At 61.0% G+C, this 19,230-nt stretch carries 17 protein-coding genes; 4 read left to right on the top strand and 13 right to left on the bottom strand.

Features of this window, described 5'->3' with window-relative positions; translation table 11 throughout:
• Positions 1–98 precede the first annotated feature (98 nt).
• The gene (gene lexA / locus ACEN2R_RS06250) at positions 99–806 is read left to right on the top strand and encodes a transcriptional repressor LexA (RefSeq protein ID WP_442040316.1); all 708 of its coding nucleotides are present in this window, start codon (positions 99–101) and stop codon (positions 804–806) included.
• On the opposite strand, the gene ACEN2R_RS06255 is transcribed toward lexA, so the two are convergent.
• The gene (locus ACEN2R_RS06255) at positions 800–2,857 is read right to left on the bottom strand and encodes a ComEC/Rec2 family competence protein (RefSeq protein ID WP_442040318.1); all 2,058 of its coding nucleotides are present in this window, start codon (positions 2,855–2,857) and stop codon (positions 800–802) included. The genes lexA and ACEN2R_RS06255 overlap by 7 nt on opposite strands.
• Before the next feature lie 87 nt (positions 2,858–2,944).
• On the opposite strand from ACEN2R_RS06255, the gene gltX reads away from it, so the two are divergent.
• Positions 2,945–4,348 carry a glutamate--tRNA ligase gene (gene gltX / locus ACEN2R_RS06260; protein ID WP_442040319.1) on the top strand — a complete coding sequence of 468 codons (1,404 nt, stop codon included), beginning with the start codon at positions 2,945–2,947 and terminating at the stop codon, positions 4,346–4,348.
• Between the two features lie 100 nt (positions 4,349–4,448).
• Positions 4,449–5,744, top strand: coding sequence for a citrate synthase (gene gltA / locus ACEN2R_RS06265; protein ID WP_442040321.1), 1,296 nt, complete (start codon positions 4,449–4,451; stop codon positions 5,742–5,744).
• Between the two features lie 64 nt (positions 5,745–5,808).
• On the opposite strand, the gene ACEN2R_RS06270 is transcribed toward gltA, so the two are convergent.
• From ACEN2R_RS06270 to ACEN2R_RS06325, 12 genes are all read right to left on the bottom strand, one after another.
• The gene (locus tag ACEN2R_RS06270; RefSeq protein ID WP_442040323.1) at positions 5,809–6,585 is read right to left on the bottom strand and encodes an enoyl-CoA hydratase-related protein; all 777 of its coding nucleotides are present in this window, start codon (positions 6,583–6,585) and stop codon (positions 5,809–5,811) included.
• 83 nt (positions 6,586–6,668) lie between these two features.
• Positions 6,669–7,121 (bottom strand): cytochrome c-type biogenesis protein, encoded by a 453-nt coding sequence (locus ACEN2R_RS06275; RefSeq protein WP_442040325.1) that lies wholly within the window; start codon positions 7,119–7,121, stop codon positions 6,669–6,671.
• A complete protein-coding gene (locus ACEN2R_RS06280; protein WP_442040327.1) occupies positions 7,118–9,091 on the bottom strand; it encodes a heme lyase CcmF/NrfE family subunit in 1,974 nt (657 codons plus the stop codon). Before ACEN2R_RS06280 ends, ACEN2R_RS06275 begins: the two co-directional genes overlap by 4 nt.
• 84 nt (positions 9,092–9,175) lie before the next feature.
• Positions 9,176–9,601, bottom strand: a complete 426-nt coding sequence (locus ACEN2R_RS06285) for a hypothetical protein (RefSeq protein ID WP_442040329.1) — start codon at positions 9,599–9,601, stop codon at positions 9,176–9,178.
• 115 nt (positions 9,602–9,716) lie between these two features.
• Positions 9,717–9,908 (bottom strand): hypothetical protein, encoded by a 192-nt coding sequence (locus ACEN2R_RS06290; protein ID WP_442040331.1) that lies wholly within the window; start codon positions 9,906–9,908, stop codon positions 9,717–9,719.
• Complete coding sequence (locus ACEN2R_RS06295; protein WP_442040333.1) at positions 9,898–10,425, bottom strand: holin family protein; 528 nt, start codon at positions 10,423–10,425, stop codon at positions 9,898–9,900. Before ACEN2R_RS06295 ends, ACEN2R_RS06290 begins: the two co-directional genes overlap by 11 nt.
• The gene (locus tag ACEN2R_RS06300; RefSeq protein ID WP_442040335.1) at positions 10,416–11,027 is read right to left on the bottom strand and encodes a holin-associated N-acetylmuramidase; all 612 of its coding nucleotides are present in this window, start codon (positions 11,025–11,027) and stop codon (positions 10,416–10,418) included. Before ACEN2R_RS06300 ends, ACEN2R_RS06295 begins: the two co-directional genes overlap by 10 nt.
• Positions 11,028–11,080: 53 nt before the next feature.
• Positions 11,081–11,551, bottom strand: a complete 471-nt coding sequence (gene ccmE, locus ACEN2R_RS06305) for a cytochrome c maturation protein CcmE (RefSeq protein ID WP_442040337.1) — start codon at positions 11,549–11,551, stop codon at positions 11,081–11,083.
• A gap of 6 nt (positions 11,552–11,557) precedes the next feature.
• Positions 11,558–12,586, bottom strand: a complete 1,029-nt coding sequence (gene argC, locus ACEN2R_RS06310) for an N-acetyl-gamma-glutamyl-phosphate reductase (protein WP_442040339.1) — start codon at positions 12,584–12,586, stop codon at positions 11,558–11,560.
• Between the two features lie 79 nt (positions 12,587–12,665).
• Positions 12,666–13,493, bottom strand: coding sequence for a glutamate racemase (locus tag ACEN2R_RS06315; RefSeq protein WP_442040341.1), 828 nt, complete (start codon positions 13,491–13,493; stop codon positions 12,666–12,668).
• Position 13,494: 1 nt separating this feature from the next.
• Complete coding sequence (locus ACEN2R_RS06320) at positions 13,495–14,373, bottom strand: lysophospholipid acyltransferase family protein (RefSeq protein WP_442040343.1); 879 nt, start codon at positions 14,371–14,373, stop codon at positions 13,495–13,497.
• A 105-nt stretch (positions 14,374–14,478) separates the two neighbouring features.
• Positions 14,479–17,901, bottom strand: a complete 3,423-nt coding sequence (locus ACEN2R_RS06325) for an indolepyruvate ferredoxin oxidoreductase family protein (RefSeq protein WP_442040345.1) — start codon at positions 17,899–17,901, stop codon at positions 14,479–14,481.
• Positions 17,902–18,058: 157 nt separating this feature from the next.
• On the opposite strand from ACEN2R_RS06325, the gene ACEN2R_RS06330 reads away from it, so the two are divergent.
• Positions 18,059–18,979 carry a LysR family transcriptional regulator gene (locus ACEN2R_RS06330; protein ID WP_442040347.1) on the top strand — a complete coding sequence of 307 codons (921 nt, stop codon included), beginning with the start codon at positions 18,059–18,061 and terminating at the stop codon, positions 18,977–18,979.
• Positions 18,980–19,230 lie beyond the last annotated feature (251 nt).

Here is a 19,230-nt window from a genome sequence, read left to right on the forward strand (position 1 = left end):
CCGATCCATGACCGTTGACATAAAACGGGAACAGGGATAGAACATACCCCGAACGCCGGACTGATCGGCCCACGCAATCTGACCGAAGGATGCAGGACATGCTGACCAAGAAACAGCTGGAATTGCTGAAGTTTATCGACAAACGCGTGCAGCGTGACGGCGTCCCGCCCAGTTTCGACGAAATGAAAGAGGCGCTAGATCTGCGGTCCAAATCCGGCATCCACCGCCTGATCACGGCGCTGGAGGAACGCGGGTTCATCCGCCGACTGGCTCACCGCGCCCGCGCTCTGGAAATCATCAAGCTGCCCGATGCGATGGGCGGCGGTGCCGCTGTCACCGAAAAAGCGGGCTTTACCCCGCGTGTGATCGAGGGGGACCGCCCCGCGCCGCGACGCGACGCCCTGCCGATCGAGACTGTCGATGCGATCGAATTGCCGGTCATGGGCCGCATCGCTGCCGGCACCCCGATCGAGGCGATCAGCGAGGTCTCGCATAATATCGCCGTGCCGGGCAGCATGCTGTCAGGCAATGGACACCACTATGCGCTGGAGGTCAAAGGCGATTCGATGATCGACGCGGGGATCAACGACGGTGACGTTGTGGTGATCCGCGAAACGAACGTGGCCGACAACGGCGACATCGTTGTCGCACTTGTCGAAGGGCACGAGGCGACGCTGAAACGGTTCCGCCGCAAGGGTGACGCCATCGCGCTGGAGGCGGCGAACCCTGCCTATGAAACCCGCGTTTTCCGTGGGGATCAGGTCAAGGTGCAGGGGCGTCTGGTTGGGTTGATCCGCACCTACTGACGCCTTTGCGGAGTATTCCAGAGGCGGCGACCGGCCGCCTCTTTTGCTGAGACCAATCGCAGTGCGCCGCCCGTGTCATATGCCGCCAATGCGCCCGATTTTCGCAAGGTTGCAGCATCCCAAAGGGTGCAATTGCCTGCGGTGTCCGGGCGCGGGTCGATCTTTGCGGCGGTGAAAATCCAGATACCGTCGCGGCACAGTTCCTCCGCCCGCGCCACCGCGCCTTTTCCCGACAGATGCACAATGCGTTGCAACCCGATGCGGGCCTCGAACCGGCCTTTGGCCGATTGCGGCACTCCGCGCTCGAACGCGGCCAGTTGCGTGGCGGGATCGCCGTCATCCTCCAGCCAGTTGTCGGCGGAAAATCCGTCACCCTTTGGTTTGCTCAACACGCGCCCCTGATCCGTCAGCACCCCCACCAGCCCGCCTGTCCCGGACACCAGCAGCATCGGGCGCTCCGTCTGCACCCAAAGCCCCAAAGCCACAGCGACAGCCAAGACCCCGCCCCAGCGCAACCACCCCTGCCACAGGATAAGCCAGAGCATCCCCAACGCGAAGACCGGCAACACCGCAGCAGCCGGGCTGACCACCTGCGACACGGCCCCGTCCAGATGCGCAACATACCGGGCAACGCCCAGAATCCACACCAACCCCCAGCGCATCACCTCAAGCGCGAGCCAGGCCAACCCAAAGGGTGCAAGGCAGGCGGCAACCACGGCGGCGGGAATCACCACCGCGCCCATCAACGGCACCGTCAGCAGGTTGGCCAGCAGGCCAAAATGCGAAATCTGGTTGAAATGGGCGGCGGCGATGGGGGCTGTCGCCGCCCCCGCCACAGCCGAGGACAGCACAACCGCCACCAAGGGCCGCAGCACCGCGGGCAGACGTGGCCGATCCCGTCCCCGCAGCGCACCGAACACCGCGACAAGCGCCGTAGTCGCGGCAAATGACATCTGGAACCCCGGTCCGATCAAGGCCTCGGGGTGGAGCAGCAGAATGATCAGCGCGGCGATGGCCACCCCCCGCAGGGTCAATGCGCGGCGGTCGGCCAGAACCGCACCCAGCATGACCGCGACCATGACAAAGGCGCGTTCAGTGGCAACATTGCCGCCCGACAGCGCCAGATAGCCCGCCGCAGCGACCAAAGCGACACCGGCGGCCAGCTTTTTCACCGGAATACGCAGGGCCAGGGGCCGGAACAGGCTCAGGCCATAGCGCAGCGACCCAAAGATGAACGCCGTCAGCAACCCCATATGCAGCCCCGAAATGGCCAAAAGATGCGCCAGGTTCGACGCCCGCAGATCGGCAAGGGTGGCTTGCGACATACCAGAGCGGTCGCCGGTCATCAGGGCGGCGGCAAAGGCGCCCTCCTCCTCTGGCATGGCCGATTGAACGGCCGCGCTGAGGCGCAGGCGCAAGCGATGTATCATCAACCCCGCGCGCCCCTGTTCGGCAGGTGCCAACACCAGCGCCGGCGTGCGGGAATAGCCGACCGCGCCCAGCCTTTGGAACCAGGCCATGCGTTGGAAATCGAACCCGTAGGGGGCGACCGGACCGGCGGGGGGCGACAGATTGGCGGTCAGGATCACCGTCAGCCCCGGTTCCGCAGATAGCCACGACATATCGCCGTGCAAGGTGATGCGCACACGTGCGGGCGTTCGGTCCGGTGCCAGATTGTGCAAAACCACGCGATCCAGCGTCAGGCGCGGCTGGTCACTGACAGAGCGGTCGATCGCGACGATCCGCCCCTCGACCGGACCGTAGTAGCGATAGCCAAGCACAGGGGCCGCGACATGGTTGGCCCGAAATCCGGCCAGACACACACCCGACAAGACCAGCCCGACCCCAAGGCACAGCGGAAAGACCTGCGGACCACAGAAACGGGCGGCAATCCCCAGACACAGCAGCGCGGCCCCGATCATCAGCCATCCGGTTGCAGAGGGGTCGCCCGCAAGCGAGAAATACGCACCGATGCCAATGGCAAGGCAGACCGGCACCCATGGAAACAGATGCCCGCGCTGCGCCAGAATCACCCCCATGGGATGCCTCATATCGTCGCCACCCTTGTTCTTACGAGACCCGTTCGTTAAACCTGCGGCAACGTTATTCCCCCTTTAGTTAGCCGAAGGTTAATACCTATGTCCGATACCCCCGTTGTCACCCGCTTTGCCCCGTCACCCACGGGCTATCTGCATATCGGGGGGGCGCGGACCGCGCTGTTCAACTGGCTTTACGCCCGCGGGCGCGGCGGCAAGTTCCTGCTGCGGATCGAGGATACCGACCGCGAACGCTCTACCCCCGAGGCGACAGCGGCCATTCTGCGCGGCCTGACATGGCTTGGGCTGGACTGGGACGGCGACGCGGTCAGCCAGTTCGAGGGCCGCGACCGCCACGCCGAAGTTGCGCATGAAATGCTGGCGCGCGGACACGCCTACAAGTGTTTCTCGTCGCAGGACGAGATTGCCGCCTTTCGCGAGGCGGCACAGGCGGCGGGAACATCGACCATGTTCCAAAGCCCCTGGCGCGACGCCGATCCGGCAAGTTTTCCCGATGCGCCCTATGTGGTGCGCCTGAAAGCCCCGCGCGACGGCCAGACCATCGTCGAGGACCGCGTGCAGGGAACGGTCACCTTCCAGAACGAACATCTGGATGACATGATCTGTTTACGATCCGATGGTACACCGACCTATATGCTGGCAGTTGTTGTGGACGATCATGATATGGGTGTGACGACCGTGATCCGCGGCGACGATCACCTGTCCAATACCGCGCGCCAGATTCTGGTATATCGCGCAATGGATTGGGATATTCCGGTTTTTGCCCATATCCCGCTGATCCACGGGCCAGACGGCAAGAAGCTGTCGAAGCGCCACGGCGCGCTGGGGGTCGAGGAATATCAGGCGATGGGCTATTGCGCCGCCGGCATGCGCAATTATCTGGCCCGATTAGGTTGGAGCCATGGTGACGACGAGTTCTTTACCACCGAGCAGGCGATGGAATGGTTCGATTTCAATGGAATCGGAAAATCACCCGCCCGGTTCGATTTCAAAAAGCTCGAAAATGTCTCGGGTCAGCATATCGCCGTGATGGACGATGCTGCACTGCTGCATGAATTGGAGGGGTATCTGGCGATCAATCAGCAACCCGCCCTGACTGGCACACAAAAAGACGGGCTGCTGCGCGGCATGTATTGCCTCAAGGAACGCGCCAAGACAATGCCGGAACTTATTGAAAAGGCGTATTTTATTCTTGCCACACCATCAGTGGAGCGGGACGCGAAGGCCGAAGCGGCGCTTGATCCGGTATCCCGTGGTATACTGGCGGAATTGACGCCGCACCTGCAAAATGCTAGCTGGAACCGTGAAACGCTTGAGGCTATCGTGGCCCAAGTTGCAGATGCTCATGGCACAAAGCTTGGCAAACTTGCGCAGCCCTTGCGGGCCGCCCTGGCTGGCAGGTCGGTGTCACCAAGCGTTTTCGACATGATGCTGGTCCTTGGACGCGACGAGACACGCGCGCGCCTTGCAGACGCAGCCGCCTGAGACACGGGGAGCCCTGAAAAACAGGGGTAATCCGCCTCTCGGCACCGATGATATATCAACCGTCGCAAACCGTGCGACGGTTTTAGCAAGAGGGACTGATATGGCTGATACCCCAAGAACCGCAACCCTGACGCTGGATGGCAAGACCTACGAATTGCCGATCCATTCGCCAACCGTTGGCCCCGATGTCATCGACATTCGCAAACTCTACGCGCAAGCGGGCGTGTTTACCTATGATCCCGGCTTCACCTCTACTGCGGCCTGTGATTCGACGATCACCTATATCGACGGCGATATCGGAGAGTTGCTGTATCGTGGCTATCCCATCGAACAGCTGGCAGACAAATCGCATTATCTAGAAGTGTGCTATCTTCTGCTATACGGCGAGCTTCCAACCCCCGAAGAAGCCGAAAAGTTCGAAACGCTGGTCACTCGCCACACCATGGTGCACGAACAGATGCACATGTTCTTTCGCGGGTTCCGCCGCGATGCGCATCCGATGGCCACGATGGTCGGTGTGGTCGGCGCGATGTCCGCATTCTATCATGACAGCACCGACATCACCGATGAATACCAGCGCGAGGTTGCGTCCATTCGCATGATCGCCAAGCTGCCGACGATTGCCGCGATGGCCTACAAGTATTCGATCGGCCAACCCTTCGTCTATCCGCGCAACGATCTGGACTATGCTTCCAACTTCCTGCGCATGTGTTTCTCGGTTCCCGCCGAGGAGTATGAGGTGGACCCGATCCTGTCCCGCGCAATGGACCGGATTTTCACCCTGCACGCTGACCACGAGCAGAACGCATCGACATCCACGGTGCGGCTTGCCGGGTCATCGGGCGCCAACCCCTTTGCCTGCGTCGCGGCCGGTATCGCCTGTCTTTGGGGTCCGGCCCACGGCGGCGCAAACCAGGCGTGCCTGGAAATGCTGCGCGAAATCGGCACCGTCGACCGTATTCCCGAATTCATCGCCCGCGCCAAGGACAAGGACGATCCGTTCCGCCTGATGGGCTTTGGTCACCGCGTCTACAAGAACTTCGACCCCCGCGCAAAAGTGATGAAGGAAAGCGCCGACGAGGTGCTGGGTCTTCTGGGGATCGAGAACAACGAGACGCTGAAGGTTGCCAAGGAACTGGAGCGTATCGCGCTTGAGGATCCGTACTTCATCGACAAGAAGCTGTATCCGAACGTCGATTTCTATTCGGGTATCATTCTGGACGCGATGGGCTTTCCCACCTCGATGTTCACGCCGATCTTTGCGATGAGCCGCACTGTTGGCTGGATTGCACAGTGGAAAGAGATGATTGCCGATCCACAGTTGAAAATCGGGCGGCCCCGGCAGCTTTATATGGGCGATACCGCCCGCGATTATATCGACGTCGAAAAACGCTGAAAAGTGAAGGGCCGCCCCGGAGGGCGGCCTTTTTCTTTGGATATTTAAGCCAAAAAGACGGGGATCAACGGCCTTCGAATTGTGCCGGGCGCTTTTCCAGAAACGCGATGACGCCTTCCTTGAAGTCCCGCGTCTGGCCGCAGTCGCCCTGCAACTTTGCCTCGAGCGCCAACTGCTCGTCGAGGGAGTTGTTGAAGGACTGACGCAGCGCGGCTTTCACATTCCGGTAGGCCACTGTTGGCCCTTTGGCCAGTTGCGTCGCACGGCCGAACCAATGCGTATCAAACTCTTCGTCGGGCACGGAGTCCCAGATCATGCCCCAGTCGCTGGCTTGATCCGCCGAGATTTTATCGGCGAACAGGGCGGCGCCCATCGCCTTGGCAAAGCCGACCTGGCGCGGCAACCAATAGGTGCCGCCCGCGTCGGGAATCAGGCCGATCCGGGTGAAAGCCTGCGAAAAGAACGCACTTTTGCAGGCAATGACGACATCTGCGGCAAGGGCAAGATTGGCCCCTGCCCCGGCGGCTGCGCCGTTTACCGCAGAAATGGTCGGGATGGAGCAATTGAAGATCGCGTCAAGCATCGGGACATATTCGTCACGCAACGTGCGTTCCAGATCAATGTCGGCGGCATTGGCGCGGTCGCCCAGATCCTGACCGGAGCAAAAGGATTTACCCTTGCCGGTGATCACCAGAACACGGGCGGTTTTCTCTGCCTCTTTCACCGCATGCAGAATTTCGGCCCGCATCTGGGTGTCGAGGGCGTTCATCACCTCGGGGCGGTTGAGGGTCAGGATGCCGATGTTGTCGCGCACCGCAAATCGGATGGTTTTGTAATTCATTGCTTCCGTTCCTTGTCCGGATCAGGGGGCCGGTTGCCCACAAGGATAGTGAACCGTTCCGTTTAGGAAAGGGAAACCGAGCGTCACTGCTCAAGTATTTTTTTAAGCTGCGACGCTTCATCAAGCGAAAGCGCTGCAATCGGGGTTTCGGCCGTATTGCGCCTGCGGCGCACATAAAGCCCGGCAACACCAAGCCCGAGGATCAGCATCACAGGCCCCGCGATCCAGAGCACGATGTTAGAGCCGGATACAGTGGGACGCAGCAGGACATATTCGCCGTAGCGGTCAACGATAAAGGCGATGGCCTGTTCGTCGCTGTCACCCGCCGCAATGCGTTCGCGCACCAGAAGGCGCAGGTCGCGGGCCAGTTCGGCATTGGATTCGTCGATGGACTCGTTTCGGCAGACAAGGCAGCGCAGCCCTTTGGACAGGTCGCGCGCGCGGGCCTCCTGCACCGGATCGGTCATCATCTCGCCCGGTTGCACGGCAAAGACAGGCGATGCCATAAGGCACAGGATCAGGACAAGGCGCTTCATTCGGCAGGCACCGCCTTGATCGCGGCCTTGCGGGCGCCGGCAGCCACACGGTAGCGCCGGTCGGTCAAGGACAGAACCCCGCCTGCGGCCATGACGATGCAGCCGAACCAGATCCAGAAGGCGAAGGGTTTGATATAAGTTCGCACGGCCCAGCTGCCATCAGCCTGTGGATCACCGATCACCAGATAGACATCGCGCAGCACTGTCGTGTTGATCGCGGCCTCTGTCGTGGGCATCGCCGATACGGGGTAAACGCGCTTTTCGGGGAACATGGTGGCGACCACGGTACCGTTCCGGCTGATCGTCATCTCTGCCATGGTCGTGATGTAGTTCGGGCCATTCTTGCGTTGAACATCCACCAGACCGATATCGAATGCGCCAACCGTATAGCTGTCGCCGATGCGGGCCGTGCGGATGTCTTCCTGTTGCCAGGCCGTCAGCGCCGAGATGCCAAAGATCGTCAGGCCAAGTCCCGCATGGGCCACGGCCTTGCCCCAGTCGGCACGCGGAAGGTGCATCAACCGGCGTGCTCTGGACATCAGCGACCCGCGACCGGATCGCACCATGAGCTCGACAGCCGCCCCAAGAACCGTCCATGTTGCCAGAACGATCCCGACAGGCGCAAGGATCGACCGACCGGTCTGCATGGTCCACACGAATGCGCCCAGCACGATCGACAGAACCAACACGCCCCACAATGGCCGCATCGAACGGGTCAGGCTGGCGCGTTTCCACGGCAGGAGCGCACCAAGTGGCAGTAAACAGGCCAGTGCCACCATGAAGGGGGTGAAGGCCGCGTCGAAAAACGGCGCCCCGACCGACAGTTTGCGGTCAAACAGCAGCTCTGCGAACAGGGGCCAGATGGTGCCGATGAACACCACAAAGGCTGCAACGGCCAGCAACACGTTGTTGACGACCAGCGCGCTTTCGCGACTGACAAGGGAAAAGACGCCCTTCGCCTCCATCGCGCCGGCACGCAGGGCATACAGCATCAAGGCACCGCCCATAAAGATGCCAAGGATCATCAGGATGAATACCCCGCGTTCGGGGTCATTGGCAAAGGCGTGGACGGACGTGATCACCCCCGACCGGACGATGAACGTGCCAATCAGCGAGAACCCGAAGGCAAGGATCGCCAGCAGGATCGTCCAAGCCTTCAGCGCCTCGCGTTTTTCCACCACGATCGCCGAATGTAACAGCGCAGCGGCGATAAGCCAGGGCATGAAACTGGCATTTTCGACTGGGTCCCAGAACCAGAAGCCGCCCCAACCCAGTTCGTAATAGGCCCACCAAGACCCAAGCGCGATGCCGACCGTCAGAAACAGCCAAGCGGTCAGGGTCCAGGGGCGAACCCAGCGGGCCCAGGCGGCATCGACGCGCCCCTCGATCAGGGCGGCAACGGCAAAGCTGAAGCTCATCGAAAGGCCGACATAGCCAAGATACAGGAACGGTGGGTGAAACGCCAAACCGGGGTCTTGCAACAGCGGATTCAGGTCCTGCCCGTCAAAGGGTGGCACAACCAGACGCAGGAACGGGTTTGATGTGAACAGGATAAAGGCCAGAAAGGCGACGGCAATGCTGGCCTGAACGCCCAGAACACGGGCGCGCAGGGCGGGCGGCAGGTTGCCCCCAAACCACGCACACAGCGCACCATAAAAGGTCAGGATCAACACCCACAACAGCATAGAGCCTTCGTGGTTGCCCCAGACCCCGGTGATTTTATACAGCATCGGCTGCGCCAGGTTCGAGTTGTTGACGACCAGTGACAGCGAAAAATCATCCGTCACAAAGGCATACATCAGCGATGCAAAGGAAAACCCGACCAGCAGGAACATCGCGGTGGCTGCGGGCTCTGCCACGGCCATCCAGGACTGCCAGCCCTTATGGGCTCCGACAAGCGGTGCGATTGACGCCACAAAGGAAATGGCGAAGGCAAGGGCGAGGGCAAAATGACCGAGTTCTGTAAACATGCGCCAAATATAGACCGAACCCCGACCTGCGCAATTGGTATTACGCACCCGCGACACTGATGCACAGCCTCGATCACACAGGTGTTATCGCAGCCCCAGCCACAGCCCCCCCGACACCAGCGTCGCAAGCCCCACAGGCACCCAATGCCCGCGATTGTCCGCAACAACAGCGGCCCAGATCACCCGGCTGTGAATGGCCGCGCCGCCAAGATAAACCGCCAGCGGCACGAACAACAGGCGGTTGCCCGACATCCACACAGGCTGACCCAGAAGGGCATAGACATACCACCACCCCATGATCAGCGCGGCCCCCGCCCAGCCGAACACCATCCCAAGCGCCAAAGGCGTTGCCCGTTGCAGCCAAAGCCACAGAAATGTCAGCGCGATCCAAAACGCCATCAACGTCAAGACGCCGTATCCGATCAGATAGGCCGCAGCATATCCACACCGGGCCGACACCAGAAACAAAGCCACCACAGGCAACAGAAAACCGAATATCGCCTGTTTCATGGATTCAGCATCTCCCTGACCGCGCGGTCCAGATTTTCGGCCGCGGATGTGTTGCGGCGGATCGCATTGCGCAGCCGCCTGTTGCCGAGAAAGTCCAGAAAAGCCCGCCAAAGCCTCATTGCGACACCCCGCTGCGCGGCAGCCGCTCGCGGATCATGGTTGTCATCTCGATCAGCACCTCGGTATTCTTGTTCAGGACATCGCGCGTCACCTGATCCTTTTGCAAATCGCGGTAGAGCAGGTAGAACACCAACATCACCCAAGGCCCGTTTTCCGACACCAGCGTCACCCAGACACTATCGGGCATTCTGCGCCCTCCAGTCCAAAAGGGCCGCGTTGGCATCGGGCGCATGGTTCGCCCCGAGATCCGACAGGACAGCAAGATTGGCCGTCACCTGCGGCACCAACGCCATGGTCTGTGCGACAGAGCGTTGAAACTCCTGCCCTTTTACCTGATACCGTGCGCCGAAATAAAACGACACGATCGCCCCCATCAGCCACCACAGCGGTTCCGGCACCAGCGCCAGACCCTGCATCCGGCTGGCAAACCACACAGGATCGACCATCGCCGCCCCGAACAGCCCAAGCGTGCCAAGCGCCAGCATCGGGCGCGGCAGACGGTTCACGCCATCCATGAACCGATCAAACCCGCCCTGACGCGGAGCGGCGAATTCCGCCCCGAACTGCCCCAGGGCCCCGGTTCGCGCATCTGCCTCGCGGGTGGCGGCGAATTCGGCGTTTTCGCGGAACACCTGCGCGGTTTCCACGACCACATTGTGCCCGCCGCCGAAAAGCGCAGTGAAAATGCTGCCAATCACGCCCATGCCGACACCCTTGCGCGATGCTGCGCCTCTGTCAGATGGTATTTCGGGGCGATGAACTCTTCTGCGCGGGTGATCCAGCCGCCCTTGCCCCCGTCGCGCCGCCGCGCATATTTCCGGCTGGCGGGGCGGGCATCGGCCAAAGCATAGTAATAGTTGCGCCGCGCAATGCCGTAGGCGTCGGCCAGATGATCCGGTGCCAGATCAAAGGCCAGGCCCGCAGCCAGCGCCGTTTTCGGCCCGATCACACCGTCCGCCGTCAGGCCCCGCCCCATCTGGATCAACAGGCGCTGCAACACCCGAACGGCGCCCGCGCCCGCGTTGACATACATGTCAAACACAGACGGTTGCAGTGCCTCTGGCAATAGATCCAATCGCGGGGTCTGGAAATAGTGGCGGAGGAAAATGTCAGACGCCTGCGCCCGCGTCAGCGCCTTCAGGTCGGCCACCGAGACCTTGCCGTCGCCGTTTGCATCAAGACCAAGTGCCGCCAGCGTGCGCAACGTAACACCGTATTTTGTCGGGCCACCCGGGTCAGATGGATCATTCACAAAGCCACCCTCGCGGGCGACAATCTGGTCAGCGATATCGCGAACTGAAATCAAAGCGGGCCTCCCAAGGCATGAGAATTCTCATGTGGAAGGCTGCTTAACTCCGGTTAATTAGTTGCTGCCTCGGCGTTCGGGGTGGCGTTCGGGTCGATGTAGACGCCCTGATCCTTCAGCGCGTCGATGACCTCTTTCGGCATATAACTTTCGTCATGTTTCGCAAGGATTTCAGTCGCTTGGAATGTGCCGTCAATGTAGCGCCCCGTGCCGACCATACCCTGACCCTCGCCGAAAAGATCCGGCAGGATGCCTGTAAACGATACAGGCACCACGGCCCCGCCGTCGGTCACGCTGAAAGTGACGGTCTCTCCCTGACCGCGCACGATAGAGTCGTCCGCGACCAGACCGCCGATGCGGAACACCTCGTTCGGGGGGGGTGGGGCTGCAATGATCTGGCTGGGCGCACGAAAGAAATTGATCCCGTCGCGCATCGCATAACCGATCAGCGCGGTTGACAGGCCAAGGGCCACAACCGCCAGGGCGATAATCTGTATTCGTCTTGTTTTTTTCAATCCGCGCATGATGTTTTACGGGAACAGCGGGGCCATCATCAGCCCCCGTGTTTCCGCCTCTCCCAGCATAAGGTTGGCATTCTGCAACGCCTGACCGGACGATCCCTTTGTCAGGTTGTCCAGCGTCGCGATTACGATTGTCCGACCGGGCATGCGGTCCGCCACCACGCCGATATGGCAAAAGTTCGACCCGCGGATATGGCGGATCGACGGATGCTCGCCCAGCGGCAGCACCTGCAAGAACGGCTCTGTCGCGTAGCGGGCCGCCAGCGCCTGATGGATCGCGCCCGCCTCGCCATGAACATAGACCGTCGCAAGGATACCGCGGTTGGCGGGGATCAGATGCGGGGTGAACTGCACTTGAACCGGACGACCGGCAATCGCCGAGAATTCCTGATCGAACTCTCCAAGATGGCGATGCACACCGCCCACAGAATAGGCATGCGCCCCTTCGGACAGTTCCGCATGCAGCAGGTTTTCCTTCAACGACCGCCCCGCCCCCGACACAGCCGCCTTCAGGTCGATGATGATATTGTCCAGATCTATCACCCCCGCCTCGATCAGCGGGCGCAGCGCGAACTGGCCCGTCGCAGCGTTGCAACCGGTGCCGGCCACAAGACGCGCACCGGCAATCTGGTTGCGGTAGAATTCAGTCAGGCCGTAAACGGCCTCTTTTTGCATCTCGGGTGCGGCGTGCGGTTTGCCGTACCATTTCTCGTATGCGGCAGGGTCGCGCAGCCGGAAATCAGCCGACAGATCGACGATCTTCAGATGGCGCGGCAGCTCTTTGATGACGGCCTGACTGGTCGCATGGGGCAAGGCACAGAACACCAGATCGACATCGTCAAACCGGATATCCTCGATCATCTGCAACCGTGGCAGATCCAGATGGCGCAGATGCGGAAACACGTCGCGGTATTCCATGCCCGCCTTGCGGTCGCCCGACAGCGCCACAATTTCCATCCCGCCATGGGTCGAAATCAGTCGCACCAATTCCGCGCCCGTATAGCCGCTGGCCCCCAGAATCGCGATTTTATGCGTCATGATTTTCTCCGGCTTTTGTCTGAGTGGAATGTAGGAAACCTGCGGCGGGTTTCAAAGGCCGTATATCGCCGCAGGTCAATTATGTCGCTGCGGGATAGGCCGCCTCGAAGTCGATCTTGCGTCGCAAGAACTGGGTGGCCTTGTTTGCAACGCGTGCAGGATCACCCGTCGTCAGGAATTTCGACTCTGTTCCGGTGCCCAGCATTTCGGGGCGTCGCGCCAGATAGTCGGCCAGGCTTTCGGCCACCAGATTGGCCTGCGAATACACCGATACATCCGGCCCCAAAGCCGCGCGAAAGATGTCTTCCATCAGCGGATAATGCGTGCAGCCCAGAATGGCCGCCTCGGGTTCCGGCATCCGGCGTTGCAGTGCCTCGACATGGCTGCGCACAAGCGCCTCTGCCAGCACCATATCGCCCTGCTCGATCGCATCGACAACGCCGCCGCAGGGCTGCGCCTCGACATCGACGCCGATCGCGCGATAGGCCAGTTCGCGCTGGAACGCGCGGCTGGACACGGTCGCGGGCGTCGCAAACAGCGCCACATGCTTGACCGACACCTCGCGCGGCGGGCTGTTGTCGCCCCACTGGCGTTCGGTCAGCGCCTCGATCAGGGGCACGAATACTCCCAGAACGCGCTTGTCCTTCGGGATCCAGGTTTCCTGCATCCGCTTCAGCGCGGCGGCCGAGGCGGTGTTGCAGGCAAGAATCACCAGATTGCATCCCTCGTCCCACAACCGCTCTGTCGCGGCACAGGTCAGGTTGAAAATATCGTCCGGCGTGCGCACCCCGTAGGGCGTGTTGGCATTGTCGCCAAAATAGACAAAAGGCACATCCGGCAAGCGCCGCTGCACCGCGTCCAGCACGGTCAACCCGCCCAAACCACTATCGAAAACGCCCACCGCCATGTCAGGTCCTGTATTTCTGCTCGAACTCGTAGCCGTAGTCATAAGACTTCAGCGGCACGGGCGATAGGTCATACGTCGAACGGCGCAAAAAATCCATCATCGCCTTGGGGTCTTTTGCCCGCAGCGCCAGTTCGTCCGGCGGGATCGGTGTGCCGATGACCACCCGAACGGGTTCGTCGATGCGCGAGCGGAACTCTTTTATCAACAGCCCAAGCCGCAGTGTGGAATGCAAATGGCTTGCCATCTGGAACAGCCGGCTGTTGTGCCCCTCGAAATAGACCGGCACCACGGTCGCCCCTGATTTCGCCACCATCTTGGCGGTAAACTTGCGCCAGCCGGGGTCCATCGGGCGGGCAAAGGGCGTGGCCGCCGTAGACACGGTGCCGCCCGGAAATATCCCCATCGCCCCACACTCCGCCAGATAGCGCAGCGCCTCGGCGCGGGTTTCAAGGTTCTGCCGCACCGCCTCTTTTGTCTCGTCAAAGCTGATCGGCAGGATGATCTTGTTCAACTGCTCTGCCTTGCGGAACACATGGTTTGCCAAAATCCGGAAATCACCACGCGCGCGGCTCAGGATATGGCCCATCATCAGGCCGTCCAGAATGCCGTAGGGGTGGTTGGCGATCAGGATCAGCGGGCCGGTTTTCGGGATATTATCCAGACTGCCGCCGACAACCTCAAGGCTCAGGCCATAGCGTTCCACCATGACCTCCCAGAAATCGCGCCCCTGCTCTACGTCGATCTCGTAGCCCGCAGCGCGCTTGATCAGGCGCAAGCGTCCGGTCGCATTCTCCAGAACACGGATCAAGGCCCGCCCGCCCCGCGTCGCGGCAGAGCTGGCGTAACTGATCTCGCGCGCAACCTCTTTCCGGTTTGTCATCCGCCGCCCCCTTGCAACGCCCCGCCACCCGAACCCTGGACCCATGGCGGGGCGTCTATATCGGTTTAACCGTTCTGCCTAGTCTATATGACAGTCCGGTGACGCCTACTCTGCCGCGTGCTTTACCGTCTCGACGCCTGCGCGAAATTCCGCCAACAAAACCTCTCGCTGCTTTGCCGCGTCGCGCTGGTTCGCATCCTTCACAGGACCGAATCCGCGAATTTTCAGCGGCAGCGCGGCAAGCGACACGGCCGCGTCCATCCGCGCAGGCGTCAGGTCGCGCAGCACCTCTGCCATATCCGCCTGGTATTGGCGGATCAGCGCACGCTCCATCCTGCGCTCTGCGGTGTAGCCAAAGGGGTCAAAGGGCGTTCCGCGCAGGCGCTTCATCTTCGCCAGATAGGGGAACAGCCGCATGATCCAGCCGCCAAAGGCGATCTTTTTTGGCCGCCCGTCTGCGCCTGTCCGGCTGATAAGTGGCGGCGCAAGGTGGAACGACAGCTTCAGATCACCGTCGAATTCCTCGCGCGCTTTGGCTTCGGTCGATTGCAACAGGCGCGCCACCTCGTATTCGTCCTTGTAGGACAACAGCTTGTGATAGCCCAGCGCGACCGCCTCTTTCAGGCGTGGCGCATCAATGTCGTCCACCAACCTGCGATACCGTTCGGCCAGCCGCGCCGATTGATACGCCGTCAGATGCGCGATGCGGAACGCGATTGTGTCCTCGATCGTATCCGGCTTTTCGATTGACACAGGGTTCAACACCTTGTCCGCACGGTCAGGATAAAGCGCCGCCCAGCGCCCCAGTTCAAACGCCCGCGTGTTGCCCTCGACAGCCGCCTTGTTCAATTCTATTGCACGGATGATCGCCTGATGGGACAGCGGCACCCAGCCCTTCTGCCACGCGGCCCCGAACACCATCATGTTCGAATAGATGGAATCCCCCAGAAGCGCCTTTGCGAGGCTCGTGGCATCGAACATCTGCAACCGGTCCTGCAACCGCGCCTGAAGCGCAAGGGTCAGCCGGTCCACCGGCAGCTTGAACTCGGTGTCGCGGGTGAAATCGCCGGTGATGATCTCGTGGCTGTTGACCACCGCGCCCGTCTTGCCGGTTTTCATCAACCCGATGGTCTTGGCACCGGCACTGACCACCAGATCGCCGCCGATCACCACATCTGCCTCGGCCGTGGCCACACGGATCGCGCTGATGTCGGCGGGGGCATTTGCCAGACGGCAATGGATATGCACCGCGCCGCCCTTTTGCGCCAGACCCGCCATCTCCATCATGCCGGCCCCTTTGCCGTCGATATGCGCGGCCATTGCCATGATCGCGCCGATGGTAACAACGCCGGTGCCGCCGACGCCGGTGATCACCACATTATGGGTGCCATGGATCACGGGCAACTCGGGCATCGGCAGATCGGGAATATCAACCCTGACGCTCGCCTCCTTGCGGATTTTTGCGCCTTCTATGGTGACAAACGACGGGCAGAACCCTTTGACGCAACTGTAATCCTTGTTGCAGGACGACTGGTCGATCGCCCGCTTGCGGCCCAGCTCCGTCTCTACCGGCACGATGGACACGCAGTTCGACTGCACCCCGCAATCGCCGCAGCCCTCGCAGACATCGGTGTTGATAAAAACCCGCTTGTCGGGATCGGGGAAGGTGCCGCGCTTGCGACGTCTGCGCTTTTCGGCGGCACAGGTCTGCACATAGACAATGGCAGACACGCCTTTGAAATGGCGGAACTTCTTTTGCACCGCCTCGAAATCCGCCCGCTCGTGGGTTTCCACATCTTTCGGGAACAGGCTCAGATCCGGTGCTTCTTTCTCGTCATAGACGACGGCGATGTTGCGCACCCCCATCGCCTTGATTTCCGCCACAATTCGCGGCGCGTCCAGCCCGCCTTCGTTGTGCTGCCCGCCGGTCATCGCGACCGCATCATTATACAGGATCTTGTAGGTGATATTGGTGCCCGCCGCCAAAGCCGCCCGAATGGCCAACAGGCCAGAGTGGTTATAGGTGCCGTCCCCGATATTCTGGAACACATGATCGCGGGTCGAGAAGTTGGACTCCCCCACCCAGTTGGCGCCCTCGCCCCCCATCTGGGTAAAGCCCACGGTCTCTCTGTCCATCCACTGCACCATATAGTGGCAGCCGATCCCGGCATAGGCGCGCGACCCCTCCGGCACCTTGGTGCTGGAGTTGTGCGGGCACCCCGAACAGAAATACGGCAACCGCGCCGCGATCTCTGTGGCGTTATCCGATGTCTTGGCCTCGTCCAGCAACCGAAGCGCGGCGGCAAGGCGCTCCGTACCGATCCCCTCGTCCTGCAAGATGCCGCCGATCTTTTGCGCGATCATCACCGGCTCCAGCGCGAACCGCGTCGGGAACAGCTCTTCCCTGCGGCCCTCCGAATGCTCGTCCCCCTTGTGCCAGCCGTAAACGCGGCGCCCGTTGCGATCGTCAAAGATCGCCTCTTTGACCTGCACCTCGATCAGCTTGCGCTTTTCCTCGACGACAACGATCAGGTCCAGCCCCTCGGCCCAATCGTGAAAGCCCGCCATATCCATAGGCCAGACCTGCCCCACCTTGTAGGTGGTGATCCCCAGACGCGTTGCTTCGTCCGCGTCCAGCCCCAGCAGTTGCATGGCATGCACCAGATCCAGCCAGTTCTTGCCCGCCGCGACAAACCCGATCTTTGCCCCCGCCTTGCCCCATACCCGCTTGTCCATCTTGTTCGCGCGCGAAAACGCCTCGGCTGCGAAGCGCTTATAGTCGATCATCCGCGCCTCCTGGGCCACGGGCGTGTCGATCAGCCGGATGTTCACCCCACCCTCGGGCATCGGCACATCGGGCGTCACAAAGCTCATCCTGTCGGCAGAGCCATCGACAACTGCCGTGGCCTCTACCGTGTCCTTCATCGTCTTCAGCCCGACCCAGACGCCGGCAAAGCGCGACAGGGCAAAGGCATAAAGCCCGTAATCCATGATTTCCTGGACACCGGCGGGCGACACGACCGGCATGTAGGCATCCACCATCGCCCAGTCCGACTGGTGCAACGTGGTCGAGGATTCGCCCGTGTGGTCGTCCCCCATCGCCATCACGACACCGCCGTGTTTTGACGATCCCGCCATATTGGCGTGGCGCATCACATCGCCGGACCGGTCAACGCCGGGCCCCTTGCCATACCACAGGCCAAAGACACCGTCGTATTTGCCCTCTCCGCGCAGCTCTGCCTGCTGGCTGCCCCACAGGGCGGTCGCGGCCAGATCCTCGTTCAATCCGGGACTGAAGGTGATCTGCGACGCCTCGAGATCGGCGCGGGCCTGCATCATCTGCAAATCAACCGCCCCCAGGGGCGAGCCGCGATAGCCTGTCACATATCCTGCGGTATTCAGTCCGGCGGCCACGTCGCGGGCGCGCTGCATCAGCATCAGCCGCACAAGGGCCTGCGTTCCGTTCAGCAATACCGGCGATTTTTCCAAATCGAACCTGTCATGCAAAGACACATCCTGCCTACTCATTGCGCACCTCCCTACGTAATCAGCCTGAAATCAGTATAGGTCAAAACAACTGACCTACAAATCAATTCTGCGGGACAAAGTCCGTTTGCCTTTGCACACCGCGATCCGATAAGAAAACGTCATGTTAGCGTAGCGATTTTATGTGATATGGGACAATATGGACTGGGATAAGCTAAGAATATTTCATGCGGTCGCGGACGCGGGCAGCCTGACGGCGGCCGGTGACACCCTGCACCTGTCCCAATCTGCGGTCAGCCGACAGATCAGGGCGCTGGAAGAATCACTGAACACAACGCTGTTCCACCGCCATGCCCGCGGATTGATTCTGACCGAACAGGGCGAATTGCTGTTTGATGCGACCAATGCCATGGTCAGACGCCTTGATACCGCCGCCGCCCGCATCCGCGACAGCGAGGAGGAGGTGTTCGGCGAATTGCGCGTCACCACCACCACCGCTTTCGGCACCCTGTGGCTGGTGCCCCGACTGCCCGCGCTTTATGCGAAATACCCCGACCTCAAGATCGACCTGATGCTGGAAGAGCGGGTTCTTGACCTGCCCATGCGCGAGGCCGACGTCGCCATTCGCATGAAAGAACCATCGCAGGCCGACCTGATCCGCCGCAAACTGATGAATATCCAGATGCGCCTCTACGCCACGCCCGAATATCTGGAGGCAAACGGCACCATCCAGACCATGAGCGATATCTCGACCCACCGCCTGATTTGCCAGAACATCGGCAGCGCGCAGGTCGCTGCGGGTGCGTCCCTTGTGCAACAGATCCTATCCTATGATGTCCGGTCCACCCTGACGGTGAACAACTACTTCGGCGTGTTGCAGGCTGTTCTCAGTCATCTCGGAATCGGTGTCCTGCCCGACTACGTAACAGAGGATTTCCCGCAACTGGTCCGGCTTTTGCCAGATACAGAAAGTAACGAAGTGCCTGTTTTTCTGGCATATCCCGAGGAATTGCGCCAATCAAAGCGCATTGCAGCGTTTCGCGACTTCGTAACCGAAGAAATAATTGCACGACGTAAAAAGTTGCGTGACGATCAGGCCAACGAACAAGCAAACGGGTGACGCGGCGCAGCTATGCATGAATTGCATAGCGGCTATGCTGCGCTTGCGGCGAATTGCGCCTTGATCGAACGGGGAACACAGCCTAGTTCAAATGGCGAAGGTGAGACGCAGATGCGCCTCCTTTCATACCTCCCTGTTGGACTTTAGGCCGAGCTTTGTCTCGGCCTCTTTTTTTGTCCAACGCCTTTTTGCAATGATGATGATATGGCATTGGGTCTTCCCCCGAACCGGCCCTTGGCTTATGAGATGCG

This window comes from Pseudogemmobacter sp. W21_MBD1_M6, assembly GCF_052119585.1.
Lineage (GTDB): Bacteria > Pseudomonadota > Alphaproteobacteria > Rhodobacterales > Rhodobacteraceae > JBGQOJ01.